Below are 22122 nucleotides of genomic sequence, written 5' to 3' on the forward strand. Positions count from 1 at the left end.
ATGCGGCATTACTACTCCGTAGACGCGATCCGCCAGGCCGAGGCGCCATTGCTGGCCAGCCTGCCCGACGGTGCGCTGATGCGGCGCGCGGCGTATGGGCTGGCCACCGAGATCATCGGCGAATTGGACGCCCGCACCGGCGGGGTTACCGGGCGCCGTGTGTGCGCGGTCGTCGGCTCCGGAGACAACGGCGGTGACGCGCTGTGGGCGGCCACCTTTCTGCGCCGTCGCGGCGCGGCCGCCGACGCGATTCTGCTCAACCCCGAGCGCACCCACCGTAAAGGCCTGGCGGCATTTCGGCGGGCCGGCGGCTGCATCGTCGAAAGCGTCTCGACCACAACCGATTTCGTCATCGACGGCGTGGTGGGCATCTCCGGCTCCGGAGCGCTGCGACCCGCCGCGGCCGAGGTGTTCGCCGCCGTCGACGACGCGAGAATCCCGGTGATCGCCGTCGACATCCCCAGCGGCATCGACGCCGCGACCGGGGCGACCACCGGTCCCGCGGTGCACGCCTGCCTGACCGTCACCTTCGGTGGGCTCAAACCCGTGCACGCACTGGGCGACTGCGGACGGGTGAAGTTGATCGACATCGGACTCGATCTGCCCGACACCGACGTGCTGGGCTTCGAGGCCGACGACGTGGCGGCCCGCTGGCCGGTGCCCGGACCCCACGACGACAAGTACACCCAGGGCGTCACCGGTGTGATGGCCGGCTCGTCGACCTATCCGGGCGCCGCCGTGCTGTGCACCGGCGCCGCCGTCGCTGCGACCTCCGGCATGGTCCGCTACGCCGGCAGCGCGCACCGCGAGGTGCTCGCACACTGGCCCGAGGTGATCGCGTCGCCCACCCTCGCGTCGGCCGGGCGGGTGCAGTCCTGGGTCGTCGGGCCGGGATTGGGCACAGACGACGTCGGCGCCGCGGCGCTGTGGTTCGCGCTGGAAACCGATCTGCCGGTGATCGTGGACGCCGACGGGCTGACGATCTTGGCGGCCCATCCCGAGCTGGTGGCCAACCGCACCGCACCGACGGTGCTGACCCCGCACGCGGGTGAATTCGCCCGGCTGGCGGGTAACTCACCCGGTGATGACCGGGTGGGTGCGTGCCGCAAGCTGGCCGACGCGTACGGCGCCACGGTGTTGCTCAAGGGCAACGTCACGGTCATCGCCGGTCCGGGCGGCCCCGTGTACCTCAATCCGGCCGGGCAGTCGTGGGCCTCCACCGCCGGCTCCGGCGACGTGTTGTCCGGGATGATCGGCGCGCTGCTGGCGTCGGGGCTGCCGTCAGCCGAGGCGGCGGCAGCCGCGGCCTTCGTGCACGCGCGGGCGGCCGCCCTGTCGGCCGCTCACCCGGGCCCCGGCGAAGCGCCCACCTCGGCGTCGCGCATAGTGCCGCACATCCGAGCCGCCCTGGCCGCCATATAAGAACAGACCTTGAGAAAGGATTCGTTGTGCCCCAACACCCTTCCATGCCCGCGCATTCCATCGCCCCGGCGTATACGGGCCGCCTGTTCACCGCGCCCGTGCCGGCGCTGCGGATGCCCGACGAGTCGATGGATCCGGAGGCCGCCTACCGCTTCATCCACGACGAGCTGATGCTCGACGGCAGCTCGCGCCTGAACCTGGCCACCTTCGTCACCACCTGGATGGATCCTCAGGCCGGGCGGCTGATGGCCGAGACGTTCGACAAGAACATGATCGACAAGGACGAGTACCCGGCGACCGCGGCCATCGAGCAGCGCTGCGTGTGCATGGTGGCCGACCTGTTCCACGCCGACGGCCTGCGCGACGACGACCCGTCCAGCGCATGCGGGGTGTCGACCATCGGCTCGAGCGAGGCGGTGATGCTGGGCGGGCTGGCGATGAAGTGGCGCTGGCGAGAAAAGGTCGGCAAGGATTGGAAGACACGCACCCCGAACCTGGTGATGGGCTCCAACGTCCAGGTGGTCTGGGAGAAGTTCTGTCGCTACTTCGACGTCGAACCGCGCTACCTGCCGATGGAGCAGGGGCGCTACGTGATCACGCCCGAGCAGGTCATTGACAACGTCGACGAGAACACGATCGGGGTGGTGGCGATCCTGGGCACCACCTACACGGGCGAACTGGAGCCCATCGCCGAGATCTGTGCGGCGTTGGACAAGCTGGCCGCCAGCGGTGGGGTGGACGTTCCGGTCCACGTCGACGCCGCCAGCGGCGGGTTCGTGGTGCCCTTCCTGCACCCCGACCTGAAGTGGGACTTCCGGCTGCCCCGGGTGGTCTCGATCAACGTCAGCGGCCACAAGTACGGGCTGACTTATCCGGGCGTCGGGTTCGTGGTGTGGCGCAGCAAGGAGTACCTGCCCGAGGATCTGGTGTTCCACGTGAACTATCTGGGCGGGGACATGCCGACCTTCACGCTGAACTTCTCCCGGCCCGGCAACCAGGTGGTCGGCCAGTACTACAACTTCCTGCGGCTGGGCCGCGAGGGCTACACGCAGGTCATGCAGACGCTGTCGTCGACCGCGCGCTGGCTGGGTGACCAGCTGCGGACCGGTGAGCATTGTGAGCTGATCTCCGACGGCTCGGCGATCCCGGTGGTCAGCTTCCGGCTTTCCAGGGACCGCGGATACACCGAGTTCGACGTCTCCCACGAGCTGCGCGGTTACGGCTGGCAGGTGCCGGCCTACACCATGCCGGACAACGCCACCGACATTTCGGTGTTGCGCATCGTGGTGCGCGAGGGGCTGTCCGCCGACCTGGCCCGGTCCCTGCACGACGACGCCCGCACCGCGCTGGCGTCGCTGGACAAGCTCAAGCCGGGCGGGCATTACAGCGCCGAGCACTTCGCGCACTGAGTCCGTCGCACCGGCTGCGGGCCCGCCGGCCGCCGGGACGCGTGTGGCGACTGTGGCTACTGCGGCGATGCTGTCCCGGCTGCGGGCGCTCCACCCGCCGTCGGCGAACGGCGTGGCCGACGCGTTCTGGGACAATGGCTGCTGCGGAACTGACAGACAGACGAGTGGGAGCGCGACTTCCTTGGCCGTTACGCCGATATCCCTGACACCGGGCATCCTTGCTGAGGCCCTGGTCGACCTGGGCGCGATAGGGCACAACGTGCGGCTGCTGTGCGAGCAGGCCGGCGACGCTCAGGTGATGGCTGTGGTCAAGGCCGACGGTTACGGCCACGGAGCCGCCCAGACGGCGCGCGCAGCACTGGCCGCGGGGGCCACCGAGTTGGGTGTCGCCACCGTCGCCGAGGGGCTGGCGCTGCGCGGGACCGGAATCACCGCGCCGGTGCTGGCCTGGCTGCACCCGCCTGGCATCGACTTCGGGCCCGCGCTGCTGGCCGACATTCAGGTCGCCGTGTCGTCGGAGCGCCAACTCGACGAGCTGCTGGACGCGGCGCGCCGCACCGGCCGGACCGCGGCCGTGACCGTCAAGGTCGACACCGGACTGAACCGCAATGGGGTACCCCCGGCGCAATACCCCTCGATGCTGACCGCGCTGCGCCGGGCCGCCGCCGAGGAGGCCATCGTGCTGCGGGGGCTGATGTCGCACATGGTGTACGCCGACCAGCCCGCCAATCCCGTGAATAACCTTCAGGCTCAACGATTCAGCGACATGCTGGCCGAGGCGCGCGACCAGGGCGTGCGGTTCGACGTGGCGCACCTGTCGAACTCGTCGGCCACGATGTCGCGTCCCGACCTGGCCTTCGACATGGTGCGCCCCGGCATCGCGATATACGGGTTGAGCCCGGTGCCCGAGCGCGGCGACATGGGTCTGGTGCCGGCGATGACGGTGAAATGCACTGTGGCCCTGGTGAAGTCGATCAGCGCGGGCGAGAGTGTGTCCTACGGCCACACCTGGACCGCGCAGCGCGACACCAACCTCGCGCTGATCCCGGTCGGCTACGCCGACGGCGTCTTCCGGTCGCTGGGTGGTCGGCTGGAGGTGTTGATCAACGGCAAGCGGCGACCGGGCGTCGGGCGCATCTGCATGGACCAGTTCGTCGTCGACCTCGGGCCGGGACGCACCGACGTGGCCGAAGGCGACGAGGCGATCCTGTTCGGGCCGGGCGTCAGCGGTGAGCCCACCGCACAGGAGTGGGCCGATCTGCTCGGCACCATCCATTACGAAGTGGTGACCAGCCCCCGCGGGCGGATCACCCGAACCTACCGCGAGGCGCGAACCGTTGAGTCCTGAGGAATCCCGCAGGCGCCGTAGGGGTAGGGCCTGGCTTGCGGGAGGTGCGGGGGTGACGGCCGTCGCCACCATCATCGGAGCCTCGGCCCGCCGGTCGATGACCCAGCGTGCCGCGATCGAAGACCCGTACGCCCATGAGGATTTCAACAGGCTCGAGGACGACACCAGCCTGGTGGTGACCACTCCCGACGGGATACCGCTGGCGGTCCGCGAAGCCGGTCCGGCCGACGCACCACTGACCCTGGTGTTCGTTCACGGATTCTGTCTGCAGATGGGCGCCTTTCATTTTCAGCGCACGCGGCTGCCCGAACAGTTGGGTCCCGACGTGCGGATGGTCTTCTACGACCAGCGCGGGCACGGCAGATCCGGCGAGGCCGATCCCGAGACCTACACGCTGACCCAACTCGGCAGGGACCTGCAAACCGTGCTGAACGTGGTGGCACCGCGTGGAATGATCGTGCTCGTGGGCCACTCGATGGGCGGCATGACGGTGCTGTCGCATGCCCGCCAGTTTCCCGAGCAGTACGGACGCCGAATCGTGGGCGCCGCGCTAATATCCTCGGCGGCGGAGGGTGTTTCGAGGTCGCCACTGGGCGAGATACTCAAAAATCCTGCGCTGGAAGCGGTCCGGGTCGCAGCACGGTCCGCGCCGAAGCTGATGCACCGCGGCCGCAACGTGTCCCGATCGTTGATCGGCCCGGTGCTGCGGGCCGCCTCCTACAGCGACCTGCAGGTCAGCCGGAGCCTGGACGCGTTCTCCCAGCGCATGATGAACGGCACCCCGATCCCCACGATGGTGGGCTTTCTGGACGCCTTGGAAAAGCATGACGAGACCGCCGGGCTGTGGACCTTGCTGCGCATCCCGACCCTGATCGCCTGTGGCGACCACGATTTGCTCACCCCGGACGAGTATTCCCGAAGAATGGCCGCGAGCTTGCCGCAGTCCGAGCTGGTCATCGTCGCCGGGGCCAGCCATCTGGCGTTGCTGGACAAGCCCGAAGCCATCAACGGCGGGCTGGCCCGATTGGTCAGTCGGGCCACCCCGGGCAGGGTCGCGCTGCGGATGCGACGGATGCGAGAAAGGTTGCGGCGCCGTGGCTGAATTTGATGGCGGCAACGCGACGCTGGAGCGCGTCGAGGACACCATGGCGCTGGGCTCGCGGCTGGGGCAACAACTGCGGACGGGTGACGTGGTGGTGCTCTCCGGTCCGCTCGGTGCGGGAAAGACTGTGCTGGCCAAGGGAATTGCGGCGGCATTGGATGTCGACGGGCCGGTCACCTCACCGTCCTACGTGCTGGCGCGGGTGCATCCGCCGCGGCGGTCCGGCGCCCCGGCCATGATCCACGTCGACATGTACCGGTTGCTCGACCACGCCGACTATGAGGGCGCCGGCCTGCTCGGCGAACTCGATTCGCTGGACCTGGACAGCGATCTCGACGACGCTGTCGTCGTCGTGGAATGGGGCGAGGGCCTGGTCGAGCGGCTGGCCGAACGGCACCTGGACATCCGGCTCGAGCGCGTCACCGGATCCGATGTGCGGATAGCGACCTGGCGGTGGGCCGACAACGCCGGCAATGAGTGTGGTTCATGAGCATCGTGCTCGCGCTGGACACCTCCACGCCGGCCGTGACGGCCGGGGTCGTGCGCCGTGAGGACTTGTGTGTGCTCGCCGAGCGCGTCACCGTCGACGCCCGGGCCCATGCCGAACGGCTTACTCCGAATGTCGTTGCGGCCCTGGGCGATGCAGGTCTGACGATGGCCGACCTGGATGCCGTCGTGGTGGGGTGTGGACCGGGGCCTTTCACCGGACTGCGGGCCGGAATGGCCACCGGCGCCGCCTATGGGCACGCGCTGAACGTCCCGGTTTTCGGTGTGTGCAGCCTGGACGCCATCGGCGTGCGAACCGCCGGGGACACACTGGTGGTTACGGACGCCCGCCGGCGGGAGGTCTACTGGGCCCGGTATCGCGACGGCGTACGCACTCACGGACCCGCGGTCAACGCCGCGGCCGACGTCAACCCGGGCTCGGCTGCGGCCGTCGCGGGCTCACCCGAACACACCGGCCTGTTCGGTTTGCCGGTGTGCGATCCGAGCTGCCCGACGCCCGCCGGATTGGTTGCGGCGGTGGCCGATTGGCAGGTCGACCCGGAACCGCTGGTGGCCCTGTATCTGCGTCGACCCGACGCCAAACCGTTGGCGGCCCGCCAATGACCGCCCACGGTGAGGCCGTGACGGTCGGCGGCCTGACCCGGGCCGACGCGCGACGCTGCGCGGAGCTGGAAGCCCAGCTCTTCGACGGCGACGACCCCTGGCCCGCGGCGGCGTTCCACCGCGAACTGGCCAGTGCCCACAACCATTACGTGGCCGCGCGGGTCGGCGACACGCTGGTCGGCTACGCCGGCATCTCGCGGCTAGGCCGCACCCCACCCTACGAGTACGAGGTGCACACCATCGGCGTGGATCTCGCCTACCAGGGCCGGGGCATCGGTCGCCGGCTGCTCGAGGAGCTGCTGACCTTCGCCGAGGGCGGCGCCGTGTACCTGGAAGTTCGCACCGATAACGAGGCGGCCATCGGGCTGTACACCAGCCTCGGGTTCGAGCAGATCGGCCTGCGCCGCCGCTACTACCGGATCAGCGGCGCCGACGCGTACACGATGCGCAGGGAGGCGCTGTGACAACTATCCTCGCAATCGAAACCTCGTGCGACGAAACGGGAGTCGGCATCGCGCGGCTGCACGACGACGGCACCGTGACGCTGCTGGCCGACGAGGTGGCGTCCAGCGTCGACGAGCACGTGCGGTTCGGCGGCGTGGTTCCCGAGATCGCCTCACGCGCGCACCTGGAGGCGCTGGGGCCCGCCATGCGCCGCGCGCTGTCGACCGCCGGCCTGGACAAGCCCGACGTCGTCGCGGCCACCATCGGTCCCGGACTGGCCGGTGCACTGCTGGTGGGAGTCGCTGCGGCCAAAGCGTATTCGGCCGCGTGGGGGGTGCCCTTCTACGCGGTGAATCACCTGGGCGGACACCTCGCCGCCGACGTCTACGAGCACGGGCCGCTGCCCGAGTGTGTGGCGTTGCTGGTCTCCGGCGGGCACACCCACCTGTTGCAGGTGCGTTCGCTCGGCGAGCCGATCGTCGAGCTGGGGAGCACCGTCGACGACGCCGCCGGCGAGGCCTACGACAAGGTGGCGCGGCTGCTCGGCCTGGGCTATCCGGGCGGCAGGGTCCTCGACGAGCTGGCGCGCACCGGCGATCGCGATGCCATCGCCTTCCCGCGCGGCATGACCGGGCCGCGCGACGACCGGTACGCGTTCAGCTTCTCCGGGCTCAAGACGGCCGTGGCGCGCTATTTGGAAAGCCACCCGGACGCGGTGAACGCCGACATTGCGGCCGGGTTCCAGGAAGCCGTCGCCGACGTGCTGACCAAAAAGGCGGTGCGCGCGGCCACCGATCTCGGCGTGAAGACCCTGCTGATCGCCGGTGGAGTGGCCGCGAATTCGCGGTTGCGCGAGCTGGCCGAGCAGCGCAGCGCCGAAGCCGGGCTGATGCTGCGGATCCCCAAGCCCAGGCTGTGCACCGACAACGGGGCCATGATCGCGTCCTTCGCCGCGCACCTGGTGGCCGCCGGGGCGCCGCAGTCACCGTTGGACGTACCCAGCGATCCCGGGCTGCCGGTGGTCCGCGGGCAGGTGGCCTAGGCGACGATGAGCAGGTTGTTGCTCGTCGCCCAGGCCCGGGTGAAGGTGGCCAAGGGAATCAGCTCGTTGCGACCGTTGGGTGTGCCGCTGTCGTTGAGGTGAACGATGTTGTTGCGGGTGTCGACGCCGGTGACGACGACCGCGTGGTCGGCGCTGGTCCGCTGTCCCTTTCCCTGCGGGTAGTTCCAGATGGTCTCGGCGTTGATCGCCGCGATCACCTTGCGGCCGGCGGCGAGGTCCTGCTCCATTCCGGGCAAGGTGTTGCCCGTCGTCAGCTGGGATTGGACACCGTACTTGCTCAGCAGCAGCACCATGTCTTGCGGAGAGGTGCCGTCAAAGAAGTAGACACCGCCATGGTGGACTTCGCTTCTGGTGAACACGCCACGCAACTCGACGCCGACCTGGCTGGGTTCTTTGCCGGTGACTTGGCCGACCACGTCGGCGACGGCCATCAGGCCGCAGTCTTCGCCGATCTGATAGCGCCAGTAGGGCGCGGCGGCTTGGGGGTTGCCGTACATCTGGCCGTTCGGGTCGGCGTGGGCCACCCCGGTCAACCCGGCGCAGACCGCCGAGAACGCCATGATGTTCGCTATCGCCAAGGCGGCGCCGGTGGCACGCCAGATGCCCGAGTGCACGGATCAATTATTCACTTCGGCCGGTTTGTGCGAAGCGACTCGCCGCGACGACCGCGACTCTACTGAGAAGCAACGGGGTGCCCTTGAGTGCTAGCACTCTCGTGTATAGAGTGCTAGGTGGCAATCGGCCAAGCCCTGTGTCGGCACCCGCGACGACGGCGCTCGGGCATGGACGGATGCCGAACACCTGATAACTCGGCAGGTGCGGGGTCAACCCGTACCGGCCGTCAACTCCGGTCCGGGCGCGTCCCGGACCCGACCCAAACAGTGGAGGGCTCCAATCGTGGCGAAGGTGAATATCAAGCCACTCGAGGACAAGATTCTCGTGCAGGCCAACGAGGCCGAGACCACGACCGCGTCTGGTCTGGTCATTCCTGACACCGCCAAGGAGAAGCCGCAGGAAGGCACCGTCGTCGCAGTCGGCCCCGGCCGGTGGGACGACGATGGCGCGAAGCGCATCCCGCTGGACGTCTCGGAAGGCGACACCGTCATCTACAGCAAGTACGGCGGCACCGAGATCAAGTACGGCGGCGAGGAGTACCTGATCCTGTCGGCACGCGACGTGCTGGCTGTCGTCTCCAAGTAAGAACCGTGTTCCGCCCCGGCGATCCCCGCGTCATGCGCGGGTGATTTCCGGGGCGGCATGCGTTTGGCTGAAGGAGTTTGATGAGCAAGATCATTGAGTACGACGAGACAGCGCGTCGCGCGATCGAGGCGGGCGTCAACAGGCTCGCCGATGCGGTGCGGGTGACCCTCGGGCCGCGAGGCCGGCATGTGGTGCTGGCCAAGGCATTCGGCGGCCCGACCGTCACCAACGACGGTGTGACCGTCGCCCGTGAGATCGACCTGGAAGACCCGTTCGAGAACCTGGGCGCCCAGCTGGTGAAGTCGGTGGCCACCAAGACGAACGACGTCGCCGGCGACGGCACCACGACCGCGACCGTGCTGGCCCAGGCGCTGGTCAAGGGCGGCCTGCGGCTGGTTGCGGCCGGCGCCAACCCCATCGAACTTGGCGTGGGAATCAGCGAGGCCGCCGACGCGGTGTCCGAGGCGTTGCTGGCGTCGGCCACCCCGGTCTCCGGAAAGGACGCCATCGCGCAGGTGGCGACCGTGTCGTCGCGCGACCAGCTGTTGGGTGAGCTGGTCGGCGAGGCGATGACCAAGGTCGGCACCGACGGCGTGGTGAGTGTCGAAGAATCCTCGACGCTGAGCACCGAGCTCGAGTTCACCGAGGGCGTCGGTTTCGACAAGGGGTTCCTGTCGGCGTATTTCGTCACCGACTTCGACTCGCAGCAGGCCATCCTGGACGACCCGTTGATCCTGTTGCACCAGGACAAGATCAGCTCGCTGCCCGACCTGCTGCCCATGCTGGAGAAGGTCGCCGAATCGGGCAAGCCGCTGCTGATCATCGCCGAGGACATCGAGGGCGAGGCGCTGGCGACCTTAGTCGTCAACTCCATCCGCAAGACGCTCAAGGCCGTCGCGGTCAAGGCGCCGTTCTTCGGCGACCGCCGCAAGGCCTTCCTGGAGGATCTGGCGGTGGTGACCGGCGGCCAGGTGATCAACCCCGACGCGGGCCTGTTGCTGCGTGAGGTCGGCACGGATGTGCTGGGCTCGGCCCGCCGCGTGGTGGTCAGCAAGGACGACACCGTCATCGTCGACGGCGGTGGCGCCAAGGATGCGGTGGCCAACCGCATCAAGCAGCTACGCGCCGAGATCGAGGCGAGCGACTCCGACTGGGACCGCGAGAAGCTGCAGGAGCGGCTGGCCAAGCTGGCCGGCGGCGTGGCCGTGATCCAGGTGGGAGCGGCCACCGAGACCGCGCTCAAGGAACGCAAGGAAAGCGTCGAGGATGCCGTAGCGGCCGCGAAAGCGGCTGTCGAGGAAGGCATTGTCGCGGGTGGCGGCTCGGCGCTGCTGCAGACCCGCGATGCGCTGACAAAGCTCCGCAAGTCCCTGAGCGGCGATCAGGCACTGGGTGTCGACGTCTTCTCCGACGCGTTGGCGGCACCGCTGTATTGGATCGCCACTAACGCCGGACTCGACGGCGCGGTCGCTGTGCACAAGGTGACCGAGCTGCCCACCGGGCACGGGTTGAACGCGGACAAGCTGACCTACGGCGACCTGATCGCCGACGGCGTCATCGACCCGGTCAAGGTCACCCGCTCGGCGGTGCTCAACGCGGCGTCGGTGGCCCGGATGGTCCTCACCACTGAGACGGCGATTGTCGACAAGCCGGCCGAGGAGGCCAACGACCACGGCCACGGGCATCATCACGGCCACGCTCACTGAATTGAGAGGTACGAGGAACCCCCGCTACGGCGGGGGTTTTCTCGTTGCCGCAATGGGACACCTAGCATGCGACACGCCTGCTGCCCACGGTCGGTATGATGTCCACGGTGCCATGACAAGCCAGCGAGTCCACCCCGACCACGTCCAAATCGCCTTAGAGCGTGCCGAAGGCGTGCCATTTGAGAATTTTGTAAACGCCTTCTACTCAACCATCGTTGGTACCAAATTTATACCCCTGGGTGGGTATAAGGACGGTGCGCTGATGCGCGCGACGGCCAGATTTGGGGGGACGCGACAGAGCCCGGAGTGTTCTACCAGGCCAGCATCGAGGAAGATGTAGAGGCGAAAATTCGCCGCACCGTAGCTCGGATCAAAGAATTCGGACGAACACCGACGAATCTCGTCTATCTAACACCAAATGCTGTGCGCTACTCCGACCGAGTTGAACGGGAGCTCACCAAAGAACTCAACGTGACGATCGCCATTCGCGATGGCGGTTATATCGCGCTGCATATTAACGATGACGACGGCACAAAAGCGGCTTACCACTGCATCCTCCGCACTGTCGACGAAGTGCTTGAACGTATCACTGACGAGCTGCCGTCGGTCCGCGAATTGGTTGGCCAGCGGATTACATCGCGACTCAGAAAGATGAGCAAAAGAAACTACCGCGGCGGCCGAGCAGTCAACTGGCACAAGCCAGTCGATGCATTCTGCCTTCAATATGAAATTCGCAAAAAAATCGAGGAAGAGAATACCGAAGACGAGCCGCTGCGCTTACGAGTTCTCCAACAGCTTGAAGATCGAATACGAGCCACAACCGGCCCTCAGCCGGGGCTTGGCGAGGTGCGAACGCGCCAGGCCGCAGCAACCGCTTTGCGAGCACTTCAACTTGCATTCGAACGTCAAGGTCTCGAATTCTCAATTTACATCGCTGGCAACGAAGGCGAATTTCCTACCATTACCGAAGCTCTTCGACAAGCTCTCGTGGAACACCAGCACTATGGAAAAACGGGACAGCTTATCGGTGATGCGGCGTTCACTGCCTTGCGTGGAGTTCTGTACAGCTCGACCGAAGACGAGCGTCGATATCTGCAGACTCTTTCTAGGACGTATGCCTTACTATTCACGCTAAATACGGAGCCGAGGCTCCTGGAGTTCTTCCAGGATATGTCGTTAGATTTCCGGCTCTACGTTGGTGCGGACAATCGTGCGAGCCCTCAGCGAGCATTTTATTCCGGAGCCGGACCGCATGACGCGTAACACCTTGCTCATCGCGGCCCGCGCGGGTGCCAAGTTGATTCTGACTGAGCCAGTTCTAAACGAAGTAGTAAGTCATCTTCGAACTGCGGATCTCGAGTATTCAAACCATATCCGCCAGATGGAGCATGCGCTCAGCTACGATATTGCCCGCGCCGTGCCGCAGATCATGCTGCGTGCTTACCTCTACGCGAAATTATACCCTGATCTCGGTCGGCGACGTCCAACCGACTGGTCCGGTTTCGTGGGGCAATTTTGCACCTACGCTACCTTGCAAAAAGGGGATGCGTATGAGGACATACGTCAATACTTGCAATCGTAATTCGGATTTCACTATGAATCCGCAGCCGATCTGGAGAAATTGGTCGAGCTTAAGGATCTACACTGTCTTACTGAGAAGCGGGTAGCGATAAAATATAATGCCGAACTTGCGCGAAATGACCCCTTGCTGGCACTTGCCGTCTATGGAAGGCGACGACAGCGAGGTGAGACATCCCGAGTTACCGAATTCGGTTGGGGCACCTGGTGGCTCACCGGCGAAACCAAAATAGTCAGACTTACCGAGGACATAATCGAGAAAAATGGGGCTCGGTACATCATGCGGCCGGAATTTCTCCTGAACTTTCTTGGAATGGCTCCAAGCGCTGAAAAAGCTAGGAAGGCCTTCGCCGCGGTCTTTCCATCAATGCTGGGTATACAGCTCGCTCGCCGAATGCCATCCCAAACCTTCAACAAGATCATCGATAAGGCGGCGGAAGCTGAAGGTCTTGACGACGCTCGGCGAACAGTGGAAATAGGCAAGCTGACGAATCAACTCAAGAGCGACCTGTCTAAACAGTATTTCCTGACAGAAACCGATATTGCGACCGTTGATGCGGCGGCACATCAGCGGCACGCGGCAGCAGGTTGATGTAGCCAGCGCACCCCCAGCCGTGCGCAGTGGTGCTCGCAGTTGGCTTATGAAACCGTAAAACCCGTACACGATAGGTCTGCCGCATAACCGACCGGTCAGGAGGGCCTGGGGAGGGGTATCCCCTTGGGGTACGCCTCACTGACCCGTCCCGAGCCCCCGGGAGGTCTCGCGTCCCGTCAAGCCAAACGTCGAGGCTAGCCGTGTGAACGCCGCGGTCGTCGACGCGGGCGGGCATGTGAACAAGTCCCTCGGTGATGGTGCGCTGGCCGTATTCGGCGCCCCGATGACCTCACCGATCATGCCGATGCTGCGGTGGGCGCTGCCGTGGGTATTCAGGGCTTGGTGGCCCAGCGATTCGACGGTGAACTTCGCATGGTATCGGCATCAACACCGGCGAGGTGATCGCTGGGACCATCGGTGGCGGAAGCAAACTGGAGTTCACCTTGATCGGTGACACGGTCAACGTCGCGGCGCGCATCGAGCAACTCACCAAGACCACCGGCGACACGATCCTGCTTACCGAGCAGACCGTCGATGTGTTGGCTTGTCGACCGCACGGACTCGTCGACCGGGGGCACATGAACTGAAAGGCAAGTCCGCCGCTGTCAAGATCTTCGGACTCGATTCAGCGGTTCATTACTCGCGCCGAACTACTTCACCGAGATTCCGCCGTCTACCGGCAAGGTGATTCCGGTGACATAGCGGCCCGAGCGCCCACAGAGGTAAACCATCGCCTCGCTCACATCCGCGGCTTCGATGAGCTCGACGGGCAACGGCGCCTGCAACGCGGATGCACCTTCGGGGTGCTCGGCCATCAACTGGGCAAATGGTTCGTTGACGATCATCGGAGTTGCGACTCCGGTCGGATGCACCGTGTTGACCCGAATGTTCTTCTCCGCCAAAGAGGTTGCGTAATACCTCATCAGGCCGACCACCCCATGTTTGGCGGCCTGGTAGCCGGCCAAGCCGTGGCTCCGGCCGCTGAACGTCGGGCAAAGGCTGTTCAGCCCTGCGGTCGAGCTCGTGATCACAATGGCCCCGCCCTCGCCGTGGTCGAGCATCGCGGGCAGGGCGGCCTCGATCGTGTAGTACACACCGTTGAGCAACACGTTTACCGAATCGACGTAGGCGGCCATGTCGTAGCGCTGTTCGCCGACCGCCGGGAGGATCCCGGCGTTGGCGAGTATGAAGTCGACTCTGCCCAACTCGGCCAGGCCGTTCGCGACAGCGGATCTCAGGCTCTGGAAGTCGCGGACGTCGCCTTGCTCCGCGACGATTCGGCGACCGGTCTTTTCGACCAGGTTGATCGTCTCGTCGAGATCCTCGCGGGTCGTCATCGGGTAGGCGACACTGTCGATCTGACCGCAGAGGTCGAACGCGAGGATGTCCGCACCCTCCTCGGCGAACCGAATCGCATGCGACCGTCCTTGTCCACGTGCGGCGCCGGTGATGAACGCGACCTTGCCATCGAATTGGTTCGACATGACAATCTCCTTCCCGGCCTGAGCCGAGTATCCGCCGGGAGACTTGGCTTTGATCGGGTAATCGACTACCCAATCTCTCCGGGAGTCCGGGCGTTTCCGCTAGCTCAGAGGCGTCACACGTCTAATCTCGCGCCATGGACCGCATCTGGCAATGGGCGTGGGACCGGCACGCGGGACGGTACTCGTGGGCGATCTACACGGTCACCGTCGCCACGTTGCTCCCGATCTACCTCGTCCTCGCGATGATCGTTGTTGCGTTCGAGAGGTCGAATCACTACGTCGCGGCGGCTTTGATCACTGTCGGACTGGTGCTGGTGATGGTGTACGCGATGATCCTTCCCGGCCTGGGTCGCAGCCGCCTCATTGATCAGTGGGCAGCCGGCCACGAGCCAGACCGGGTGAAGGTGCTGAACGCCGCGTACTCGTGGACCCGGGCCGCCGCTCCTCGAGCGGTGAGCGCCAACGTCATTGTGATCGCCGCACAGTTGCTCGCGGTCGGGGCGATGACCGGAGCGACTGGATCTCGCCTCACTCAATACGCAGTGCTGGGTGCCGCGTCCGGAGCGTCCGTGGCGGCGATCGCCGTGCACAGCTTTCCTGAAACGGCGCTGCGCCCAGCCAGGGCGGCCCTCGCCGGTGACAGCAGCCTCGGCGACGACCTCCCGCGCTCGCGCCCGAGTTTTGCTGCCTGGTCGAACGTTTCCATGCTCGGGTGCGCCTTCGCGTTCGCACTAGGCGGCGCCATGCTGGCTGCCGTTATTCACCGCACCGACGACGTGCCTCTGCTGTGCGCAGCAATCGCGGGCGCTTTGACGGTCGGATTCGCGGTGCCGATTACTGTCGGCGCCGGGTTCTCGCCCTCCCTGCGGCCGATTCGCGACCTCGCGGCAGGATCCGAACGTGTGGCGGCGGGTGATTACAGTCGGCGCCTGCCGGTTGTTCAGGACGACGACCTCGGCGCGCTGGCCGCGTCGTTCAATCGCATGCAGGCGGGTTTGGCTGAGCGGCAACGACTTCAGGGTGCATTCGGCACATACGTCGATCCGGCGTTGGCGGCGCGGCTGCTGCAGCAGGGCGACGACGCGTTTACCGGGGAGCGCCGCGAGGTGACGGTGATGTTCGTCGACATCCGCGACTTCACCCCGTTCGCCGAGGCGAATAGCGCCGAGGACACGGTCGCGCGTCTCAACGGGCTGTTCGGGATCGTCGTGCCCGCCGTTGTTGACGGCGGTGGACACGTGAACAAGTTTCTCGGCGACGGTGCGCTGGCCGTCTTCGGTGCCCCGAACGACCTCGCCAATCATGCCGATGCGGCGGTGACCGCGGCGGTGCTGATTCATCGCCTCGTGGCCGAGCGATTCGGCGGTGAGCTTCGCATCGGCATCGGCATCAACACCGGGAAGGTGATCGCCGGAACCATCGGCGGCGCAAGCAAGCTGGAGTTCACCTTGATCGGTGACACGGTCAACGTCGCGGCGCGCCTCGAGCAACTCACCAAGATTACTGGCGACACAATCCTGCTCACCCAACAGACCGTCGACGCGTTGGCTTGCCGACCGCACGGACTCGTCGACCGTGGGGCACATGAGCTGAAAGGCAAGTTGGCCGCTGTCAGCGTCTTCGCGCTCGACCCAGCAGTGACTCCGGCCGATGGCGGGTGAGTAGTCTGCATTTGTCTTCCACACTCTCGCGAGGAATCCAGAACCATGACGCATGTGATGCAGACCCAGGTGTGCGTTGCAGGCGGCGGTCCCGCCGGCATGGTTCACGCCCTGCTGCTGGCGCGGGCCGGAATCCGGGTCGTCGTCCTGGAGAAGCACAACGACTTCCTGCGCGACTTCCGCGGCGACACCGTGCACCCGACCACCCTGCAAATCATGGACGAGCTGGGCTTCATCGACGAGTTCCTTCGGCTACCGCACACCAAGATCGATCGCGTCGCCTTCGACACCGATGGCTCGATTCGCACCTTCGGCAACTTCAAAGTGCTCAAGCGGCTGGGATTCAGGCAGCCCTATATCGCCATGATGCCGCAGTGGGACTTTCTCGACTTCATCGCCGAAAAGGCTTCTGCCTATCCGGAATTCACCCTGGTTCGCAACGCGGAGGTCACCGGCCTGATATTCGACGGCGATCGGGTGGCCGGGCTGTGCACGCCGGATCTCGAGGTGCGCGCCGAGCTGGTCATCGCCGCCGACGGGCGCAAGTCCGCGGTGCGCGTCGCCGCCGGGCTACAGACCGCCCAAGCGCACTCTCCGATGGACGTGCTGTGGTTCCGGCTGAGATGGCGGCCCGGCGACCCTCAGGAACTGTTCGCGGTGCTGCGCAAGGGCCTGATGATGGCGATGATTTACCGCGGTGACTATTGGCAAATCGCCTATCTGGTGCCGAAAGGATCAAACCCGCGGGACGGGTCCCTGGAGGAGTTCAAAAATCGGATTGTGACCGCGCAACCACGGCTGCGTGAGCACGTCGACGACCTGAGCTCATGGGACGACACCAGCGAGCTCGACGTGCGCGTGGACCGGCTCGAGACGTGGTGGCGTACCGGTTTGCTGTGCATCGGCGATGCCGCGCATGCCATGTCGCCGGCCGGCGGCGTCGGCATCAACCTCGCTGTCGCCGATGCGGTGGCCGCGGCCAACATCTTGTGCGGCCCGCTGCGCCAAGGCCGGTTGGGCGACAACGATCTCGCCAGGGTCCAGCGGCGGCGTGAGCTGCCCACCAGGATCGTCCAGGCTGTCCAGGTGCTGATGCAAGACAACGCGATCGCGCCCAATCTGAGCGGTGACCTATCCGCGATCCGCGTTCCCAAGATCGTGGGATTTGGCCCGCTGCAGGCGATTCCGCCGATCCTCGTCGGGCGCGGTTTCCGTCCCGAGCATGTTCGGACGCCGGACGTACACGCGCTGTAGCCGGGCGCGCCCCTTGGATTCCGGTTAACAGTCGCCTGCGACGCCGTCGGCGACGAAGATGGCCCACATGGATAGGCCGATATTCTCTGTCACTCCTGGCTATGGCGATCATCAGCTGCGGGAGTTCCACTATTCACAGGCCGTTCGATACGGCAACCGGATAGAGACCGCCGGCCAAGGAGGTTGGGACGAGCGCTGGCGCTATCCCGAGTCGGTTCGCGAGGAAGTCATTGCGGCCTTCGACAATGTCGAACGGACTTTGGCGACGGCCGGAGCGTCCTGGCGCGACGTCGTGCACGTGCACTCCTATCACCTGCCGGACGCAGACGGCCAGATTGGGCGCGAGCACCTCGACACCATGGTCGAACAGTTCCGCCGGCGCATGGGCGACCGTGCGCCCCTGTGGACATGCATCGGCGTCGCCGCTTTGGCGGGCCCGCAGATGCGCGTCGAAATTCAAGTCGCCGCCATCGAGCCATCGCCCAACTGACCGCAGCCGCCCAGGCCGATGCCGACTAGACCGTGCGAAACACCCCCGTTCCCTTGCGGATCGGGGGTGTTTCTTTCATGGTGGCTTGGGCGTCAGCGGCCGGGCGGATAGTACTGCGGAGTGGTCGCCGTCGTCGTTGTCGGTGTCGACGTCGTGGTCGGGGTGCCGGTGACCGTCACGGTGCTGGTGCTGGTGCTGGTGGACGCCGGTGGCACGACGGTGGTGGTGGTGCTCGTCGTGACGCTGGTGGTCGACGAGGTCGTCGTCGCGGACGACGCCGCAATCACACCGCAGGCCAGCCGCTTGCCCGATTCGCCCGTGGGGGCGGTGGTGCCCAGATTGTCCGCGGTCTGGTGAATGATCAGCGCGGTGCCCGAGCTGTTCCTCAGGTCGGCGGAGGTAAATGCGTTGCTAGTGGTCACCAGTTTCGCCGAGCCGTCGGAGCGCACCTGCAAGGCGGTCAGGTCACCGCTGGCGGGATAACTCGTGTGGTCGGCCGCCTGATAAACGCTTCCGGCGGAGTCGAAGTCACCGGTCGAGCCCCCGTTCGGCGCAGCCGAATTGGCCTCGCACTTGCCCACGGCGTGGATCTGCAACCCGTGGAAGCCGGGGCTGAGCACGTGGTTGGGGCCGGCTTCCACGGTCACGGTCGCGTAGCCGTTGGCGAATTCGAAGGTGGCGTTGGCGACCGGGCTACCGTCGGCGGCCTTCAGTTGGGTGGTCAGCCTCTCGGCCCCGGAGGTCGGACTGGTCAGCGGCGAGGTGTTTGGCTGATTGCCTTGCTGACTCGAGCATGCGGCAAGCGGTGCGACGGTCGCGGTGAGCGCCGCGACCGCAAAACATGCGGCCTTGTTCATTTGCGGTGCCTACCCACATTGACCCGCGCCGAAACGGCGATCTACTCCGCGGGCTTGCGCACCTCACTGGCCAGGTCGCGGTAGTCCCAGACCAAATCCTTGACCTCCTGCGCGGCCCGGCCCGCCGCCCCGGCGACCAGGCCCACGATGCGCCCAAGATGCGTCACCGTCGTGTTCACGGCCTCAAAGGCGTTGTTAATAGCGCGTTCTGACACTTTGTCGGGCATCCGGTCCCCCTCGGGTACGCCTTCATGTGCGGTGAACACTTGTATACCCTAATCTAGGGACCCGCCTACGCCCTAAGGCAGCTCAACAGTGCCTTGCGGCTGCGGACGCGGAACTTGTTGATGGGGGATTGATGCAGCGCAGCAATGCGCTCTGCCATTCGATTTCCCAGCGCGAGGAGCATGTCCTCACTCAAATCTATTGGAGCCGGGCATAAGTCGCGCTCCTCTTCGCTGGCATGGGCGTCCAGAACCGTGACAAACGAACTCCATTCGTCGGCGTATTCCGGCGCGGTGGGCGGCGTGCGCAGCAACACCGCCAGCTGGTCCCACACCTGCCTATGCTCTGCATGGGCGATGGCGACCAGTGCGCTGGCCTGCGCTACCGCCGGGTAGAACAGGTCGTCCTCGATGCGCATGTGGATGTCCAGCTCGATCAGCAGCGCATCCAGCGCCTCTTGCCGCTCGTCGCTATCCGTCGGCATTTCGGTGATCTTCGTGCAGTGATCGCGCAGAACTTTGTGATGCTCGAAAAGCACATCGTAGGCGTTCATTTCGCCACCCCGTGTACCTCGACGAACCCGTCGCGAATCCGCACCGGGTAGTTCGGCAGCGGCGCTGTCGCCGGTCCGCGCAGCACGTCACCCGATCCGCACGCGAACCTGGAACCGTGCCACGGGCACACGATTCGGCCGCGGTCGATCCACCCGTCACTCATCGGTGCGCCCAGGTGCGGGCACCGCTCACCGACCGCGACCACCCGGCCCTCGGTGCGATACAGGACCACACCGACGCCGTCTACCGCTACCCGCCGCGGCTGGCCGTCCAGCGCGGCGGCGCGCAGCACCGGCATCCAACGGTCGCCCCCCAACCGGGCGCCAGACCGGTTGACGCCGGTGCCGGCGCCGAACACCAAAGCCCCGCCAAGGTAGCCGCCGGCGAGGGTAAGGCCATAGCCCAGCGCGCTGCTCACCATCCCGCGCCGGTGGCGGCCGCGGTGCCGATCCCACCACGACGCCGCATACAGCGCGGTGGCGATCGCGTTCAGCGCGCCATGAACAAGGCCGATCCGACGCGACTGCTCATGGGTGTGCTGCCAGTCCGTCATGCCGGTCGCCGCGGCGCCGACGCTTCCCACGAGTGCGACACCCAACGTGAACCTCGACCCGTCACGCAACCGGGCGGCACTCCCAGGCAGGACGCTGGCCGCATCCATGACGAGCGTCGTCGCCACCGCGCCGGTGGGCACCGACGTCAGCGCTGGATGAAGCGGATGGCCGAGCCAGGTGCCATGCAATGCGTTGCTGACTCGATCGCGGTTGCGGCCCAGGGTCGCGAACAAGAAGGTCAAGGCGTGCTCCAGCCGGTAGCTAGGCCGATCCAGCCAGTCTTGTTGTCCCGCGCGGGTCAGCACCGCGGGCCCGGTACTGCGGATCCGGTTTTCGAAACGTTGCCACTGATTCATTACGCCCCTCCGGCGTATGCGAGAGCCGGCGTGACGCAACGGGCTTCGACGCCGCGTCGACTAGGACCACGACCCGGCCGGCCAAGTCCATGACTAGGACACGGGTTGACTGCGTGGATCGTTCACCCGCGAGAGGGCCGAATTAGGGGCAGGGGCTAGGCCGAGCGGGGGATAGCGCGCCCGCGCCCGATGTCGCCCTTGAGCAACAGGTCACGCTCGGACTCCGACAGGCCGCCCCAAACCCCATAGGGCTCACCGACTTCGAGCGCGTGCGATCGGCACTCCTGGATCACCGGGCATTGCCGGCACATTTCCTTGGCGCGCTGCTCGCGTTGCATGCGTGCCCGGCCGCGCTCGCCGTCGGGGTGGAAGAACATCGATGAGTCAACGCCGCGGCACAAGCCCTGCAGTTGCCAATTCCAGATGTCCGCATTGGGTCCAGGTAGCTGTTCCGGCTGTGGCATTGGTTCGTTCCCTCTCTGCACTGTCCGCTCGAGGTCAGGTTCGTGAAAGCGACTGGATGCAACTTAAATTAAGTGGAGTGGGGTCGCCGATGACTGCCCGTCATGCGTAGACGTTAAGGGCGGCGGTGAATTTCCGTCAATAGCCACTTAGCCGGGCAAAGTATGTACTCGTTGGAGCAGAATTAACTTTGCGTTCATGTCTCTTGAAAAAGCGAAACCCGCCCCGTGCTACCAGGCAGTTGACCGAAACGTGATTCCCCAGGTCAGCGCGCGGATGAGGGAGAAGGCAAATTTATCCATGGGCTATAGTGATTAACGATTCGGTAACGTGAAGACCACAAACTGTTTACTACATCATTGTGATTGAAACTCGTCACACTTCCTCGATTGAGCGGCAACTGGCCGCCGGCGCGTTTGGGGACCGGCCCGGTAGCTGGCCGCTGCCCTCGGCGACGACGCCGGCGCAACTGTGGCTGCGCGCCGTGGCGGCCGGGGGACAGGGACGCTACGGCGCCGCCTTCGGCGACCTCGCGGCGCTGCGGCGCAGCGCGCCGGCGGGCCGGCTGGCGTCGTTGGGCATGAGCACACAGGGGTCGTTCCTGCGCCAACTCGGTTGGCACGCCCAGGCCCGCGGCTGGGACGGGCGCGCCCTCGCGCTGGCCGCCGGGGATGCCGAGGCGAGCGCCGACGCCCTCATCGGGCTGGCCGCAGACGCGTTGGGAGTCGGGCGCGTCGCGGCCGCGGCAAACCTATTGGCGCGCGCCGACCCGCTGCTGGCATCGCTCGACTCAGCGCTGCCCGACCGGCTGCCGGTGCGCCGGCGGTGGGTGGGCGCCGAACTCGCGATGGCCGGGGGCGACGGTGAGGCCGCCGTCCGTCTTGCCGGCGAAGGTGTGCAGCTGGCGGCGGCCATGGCCGTCGCGTCGCCGCGGCACCGGGTCAAAAGCGATGTGGTCCTGGCCGCCGCGCTGTGCTGCGCGGGCGATCTCGAGCGCGCCCGCACCGCCGCCGACGCCGCGCTGCAGGCCACCGAACGGTTGGGGCTGCTTCCACTTCGTTGGGCGCTGGCTTGCTTGCTGATCGATCTCGAAAGTGTCACGTTTCCAACACATCAGCTGCACGAAATCCGCGATGTCTGTGCAGGCCAGGTGCGGCGCGCCGGGGGGACGTGGCGTTGCGCTTGAAACGCCTCTCCGCCCGTTATCGTCATTTCGTGAGTTAGCCCGATTGGGCCGCGATGTGTCCG

General features: G+C 66.0%; 24 protein-coding genes and 1 pseudogene. 18 read left to right on the top strand and 7 right to left on the bottom strand.

Annotated elements, in window-relative coordinates; translation table 11 throughout:
* The 8 genes from A5753_RS15090 (at window position 1) to tsaD (ending at window position 7877) form a co-directional block, all read left to right on the top strand.
* Window positions 1–1422 (top strand): NAD(P)H-hydrate dehydratase, encoded by a 1422-nt coding sequence (locus A5753_RS15090; protein WP_067129416.1) that lies wholly within the window; start codon window positions 1–3, stop codon window positions 1420–1422.
* Between the two features lie 44 nt (window positions 1423–1466).
* A complete protein-coding gene (locus A5753_RS15095) occupies window positions 1467–2831 on the top strand; it encodes a glutamate decarboxylase (protein WP_156656120.1) in 1365 nt (454 codons plus the stop codon).
* Window positions 2832–3012: 181 nt separating this feature from the next.
* Complete coding sequence (gene alr / locus A5753_RS15100; RefSeq protein ID WP_067129434.1) at window positions 3013–4179, top strand: alanine racemase; 1167 nt, start codon at window positions 3013–3015, stop codon at window positions 4177–4179.
* 52 nt (window positions 4180–4231) lie between these two features.
* Window positions 4232–5281: an alpha/beta fold hydrolase gene (locus tag A5753_RS15105; RefSeq protein ID WP_197694700.1), complete on the top strand. Its 1050-nt coding sequence runs from the start codon at window positions 4232–4234 to the stop codon at window positions 5279–5281.
* Complete coding sequence (gene tsaE, locus A5753_RS15110) at window positions 5274–5771, top strand: tRNA (adenosine(37)-N6)-threonylcarbamoyltransferase complex ATPase subunit type 1 TsaE (RefSeq protein ID WP_255361366.1); 498 nt, start codon at window positions 5274–5276, stop codon at window positions 5769–5771. The genes A5753_RS15105 and tsaE overlap by 8 nt, the downstream gene beginning before the upstream one ends.
* A complete protein-coding gene (tsaB, locus tag A5753_RS15115; protein ID WP_067129439.1) occupies window positions 5768–6391 on the top strand; it encodes a tRNA (adenosine(37)-N6)-threonylcarbamoyltransferase complex dimerization subunit type 1 TsaB in 624 nt (207 codons plus the stop codon). Before tsaE ends, tsaB begins: the two co-directional genes overlap by 4 nt.
* A complete protein-coding gene (rimI, locus tag A5753_RS15120; RefSeq protein WP_067129440.1) occupies window positions 6388–6855 on the top strand; it encodes a ribosomal protein S18-alanine N-acetyltransferase in 468 nt (155 codons plus the stop codon). The genes tsaB and rimI overlap by 4 nt, the downstream gene beginning before the upstream one ends.
* Window positions 6852–7877, top strand: coding sequence for a tRNA (adenosine(37)-N6)-threonylcarbamoyltransferase complex transferase subunit TsaD (gene tsaD, locus A5753_RS15125; protein WP_067129442.1), 1026 nt, complete (start codon window positions 6852–6854; stop codon window positions 7875–7877). Before rimI ends, tsaD begins: the two co-directional genes overlap by 4 nt.
* On the opposite strand, the gene A5753_RS15130 is transcribed toward tsaD, so the two are convergent.
* Entirely contained in the window at window positions 7874–8512 is a 639-nt protein-coding gene (locus A5753_RS15130) for a C39 family peptidase (RefSeq protein WP_156656112.1), read from the bottom strand. The two genes, tsaD and A5753_RS15130, sit on opposite strands and share 4 nt — an antisense overlap.
* A gap of 283 nt (window positions 8513–8795) precedes the next feature.
* Between A5753_RS15130 and groES the strand changes: the two genes are divergently transcribed.
* From groES to A5753_RS23915, 6 genes and pseudogenes are all read left to right on the top strand, one after another.
* Entirely contained in the window at window positions 8796–9098 is a 303-nt protein-coding gene (gene groES / locus A5753_RS15135) for a co-chaperone GroES (protein WP_067129444.1), read from the top strand.
* A gap of 80 nt (window positions 9099–9178) precedes the next feature.
* On the top strand, window positions 9179–10804 hold the full coding sequence (gene groL / locus A5753_RS15140) for a chaperonin GroEL (protein ID WP_067129447.1): 1626 nt from the start codon (window positions 9179–9181) through the stop codon (window positions 10802–10804).
* Between the two features lie 306 nt (window positions 10805–11110).
* Window positions 11111–12067, top strand: a complete 957-nt coding sequence (locus tag A5753_RS24365; RefSeq protein WP_156656113.1) for a hypothetical protein — start codon at window positions 11111–11113, stop codon at window positions 12065–12067.
* Window positions 12057–12386 (top strand): hypothetical protein, encoded by a 330-nt coding sequence (locus A5753_RS15145; RefSeq protein ID WP_156656114.1) that lies wholly within the window; start codon window positions 12057–12059, stop codon window positions 12384–12386. The genes A5753_RS24365 and A5753_RS15145 overlap by 11 nt, the downstream gene beginning before the upstream one ends.
* A gap of 123 nt (window positions 12387–12509) precedes the next feature.
* Entirely contained in the window at window positions 12510–12974 is a 465-nt protein-coding gene (locus tag A5753_RS24370; protein ID WP_156656115.1) for a hypothetical protein, read from the top strand.
* A gap of 214 nt (window positions 12975–13188) precedes the next feature.
* Window positions 13189–13665 (top strand): annotated as a pseudogene (locus A5753_RS23915) (adenylate/guanylate cyclase domain-containing protein); the annotation flags it as partial.
* Here A5753_RS23915 and A5753_RS15160 read toward each other — a convergent pair.
* Window positions 13628–14461, bottom strand: a complete 834-nt coding sequence (locus tag A5753_RS15160) for a mycofactocin-coupled SDR family oxidoreductase (RefSeq protein ID WP_067129456.1) — start codon at window positions 14459–14461, stop codon at window positions 13628–13630. The pseudogene A5753_RS23915 and the gene A5753_RS15160 sit on opposite strands and share 38 nt — an antisense overlap.
* Window positions 14462–14595: 134 nt before the next feature.
* Between A5753_RS15160 and A5753_RS15165 the strand changes: the two genes are divergently transcribed.
* The 3 genes from A5753_RS15165 (at window position 14596) to A5753_RS15175 (ending at window position 17866) form a co-directional block, all read left to right on the top strand.
* Complete coding sequence (locus tag A5753_RS15165) at window positions 14596–16122, top strand: adenylate/guanylate cyclase domain-containing protein (RefSeq protein ID WP_067129458.1); 1527 nt, start codon at window positions 14596–14598, stop codon at window positions 16120–16122.
* A gap of 45 nt (window positions 16123–16167) precedes the next feature.
* Window positions 16168–17376, top strand: coding sequence for an FAD-dependent oxidoreductase (locus tag A5753_RS15170; protein WP_082971334.1), 1209 nt, complete (start codon window positions 16168–16170; stop codon window positions 17374–17376).
* A gap of 67 nt (window positions 17377–17443) precedes the next feature.
* Window positions 17444–17866 carry a Rid family hydrolase gene (locus A5753_RS15175; RefSeq protein ID WP_067129460.1) on the top strand — a complete coding sequence of 141 codons (423 nt, stop codon included), beginning with the start codon at window positions 17444–17446 and terminating at the stop codon, window positions 17864–17866.
* Between the two features lie 92 nt (window positions 17867–17958).
* Here the strand turns inward: A5753_RS15175 and A5753_RS15180 are convergent, their stop codons facing one another.
* The 5 genes from A5753_RS15180 to A5753_RS15200 all read right to left on the bottom strand — a co-directional run bounded on the left by A5753_RS15180 (window position 17959) and on the right by A5753_RS15200 (window position 20876).
* Window positions 17959–18723: a superoxide dismutase family protein gene (locus A5753_RS15180; protein WP_067129478.1), complete on the bottom strand. Its 765-nt coding sequence runs from the start codon at window positions 18721–18723 to the stop codon at window positions 17959–17961.
* A 41-nt stretch (window positions 18724–18764) separates the two neighbouring features.
* Window positions 18765–18950, bottom strand: a complete 186-nt coding sequence (locus tag A5753_RS15185; protein ID WP_067129481.1) for a hypothetical protein — start codon at window positions 18948–18950, stop codon at window positions 18765–18767.
* Window positions 18951–19015: 65 nt separating this feature from the next.
* Window positions 19016–19501, bottom strand: coding sequence for a hemerythrin domain-containing protein (locus A5753_RS15190; protein WP_067129484.1), 486 nt, complete (start codon window positions 19499–19501; stop codon window positions 19016–19018).
* Window positions 19498–20412: a Rieske 2Fe-2S domain-containing protein gene (locus A5753_RS15195; RefSeq protein ID WP_067129487.1), complete on the bottom strand. Its 915-nt coding sequence runs from the start codon at window positions 20410–20412 to the stop codon at window positions 19498–19500. The genes A5753_RS15190 and A5753_RS15195 overlap by 4 nt, the downstream gene beginning before the upstream one ends.
* A 155-nt stretch (window positions 20413–20567) precedes the next feature.
* Window positions 20568–20876, bottom strand: a complete 309-nt coding sequence (locus A5753_RS15200; protein ID WP_067129490.1) for a WhiB family transcriptional regulator — start codon at window positions 20874–20876, stop codon at window positions 20568–20570.
* Between the two features lie 359 nt (window positions 20877–21235).
* Between A5753_RS15200 and A5753_RS15205 the strand changes: the two genes are divergently transcribed.
* Window positions 21236–22060, top strand: a complete 825-nt coding sequence (locus tag A5753_RS15205; RefSeq protein ID WP_067129492.1) for a hypothetical protein — start codon at window positions 21236–21238, stop codon at window positions 22058–22060.
* Window positions 22061–22122: the final 62 nt, after the last annotated feature.

The sequence above is a fragment of the Mycobacterium sp. 852002-51971_SCH5477799-a genome (assembly GCF_001667145.1).
Classification (GTDB): Bacteria; Actinomycetota; Actinomycetes; order Mycobacteriales; family Mycobacteriaceae; genus Mycobacterium.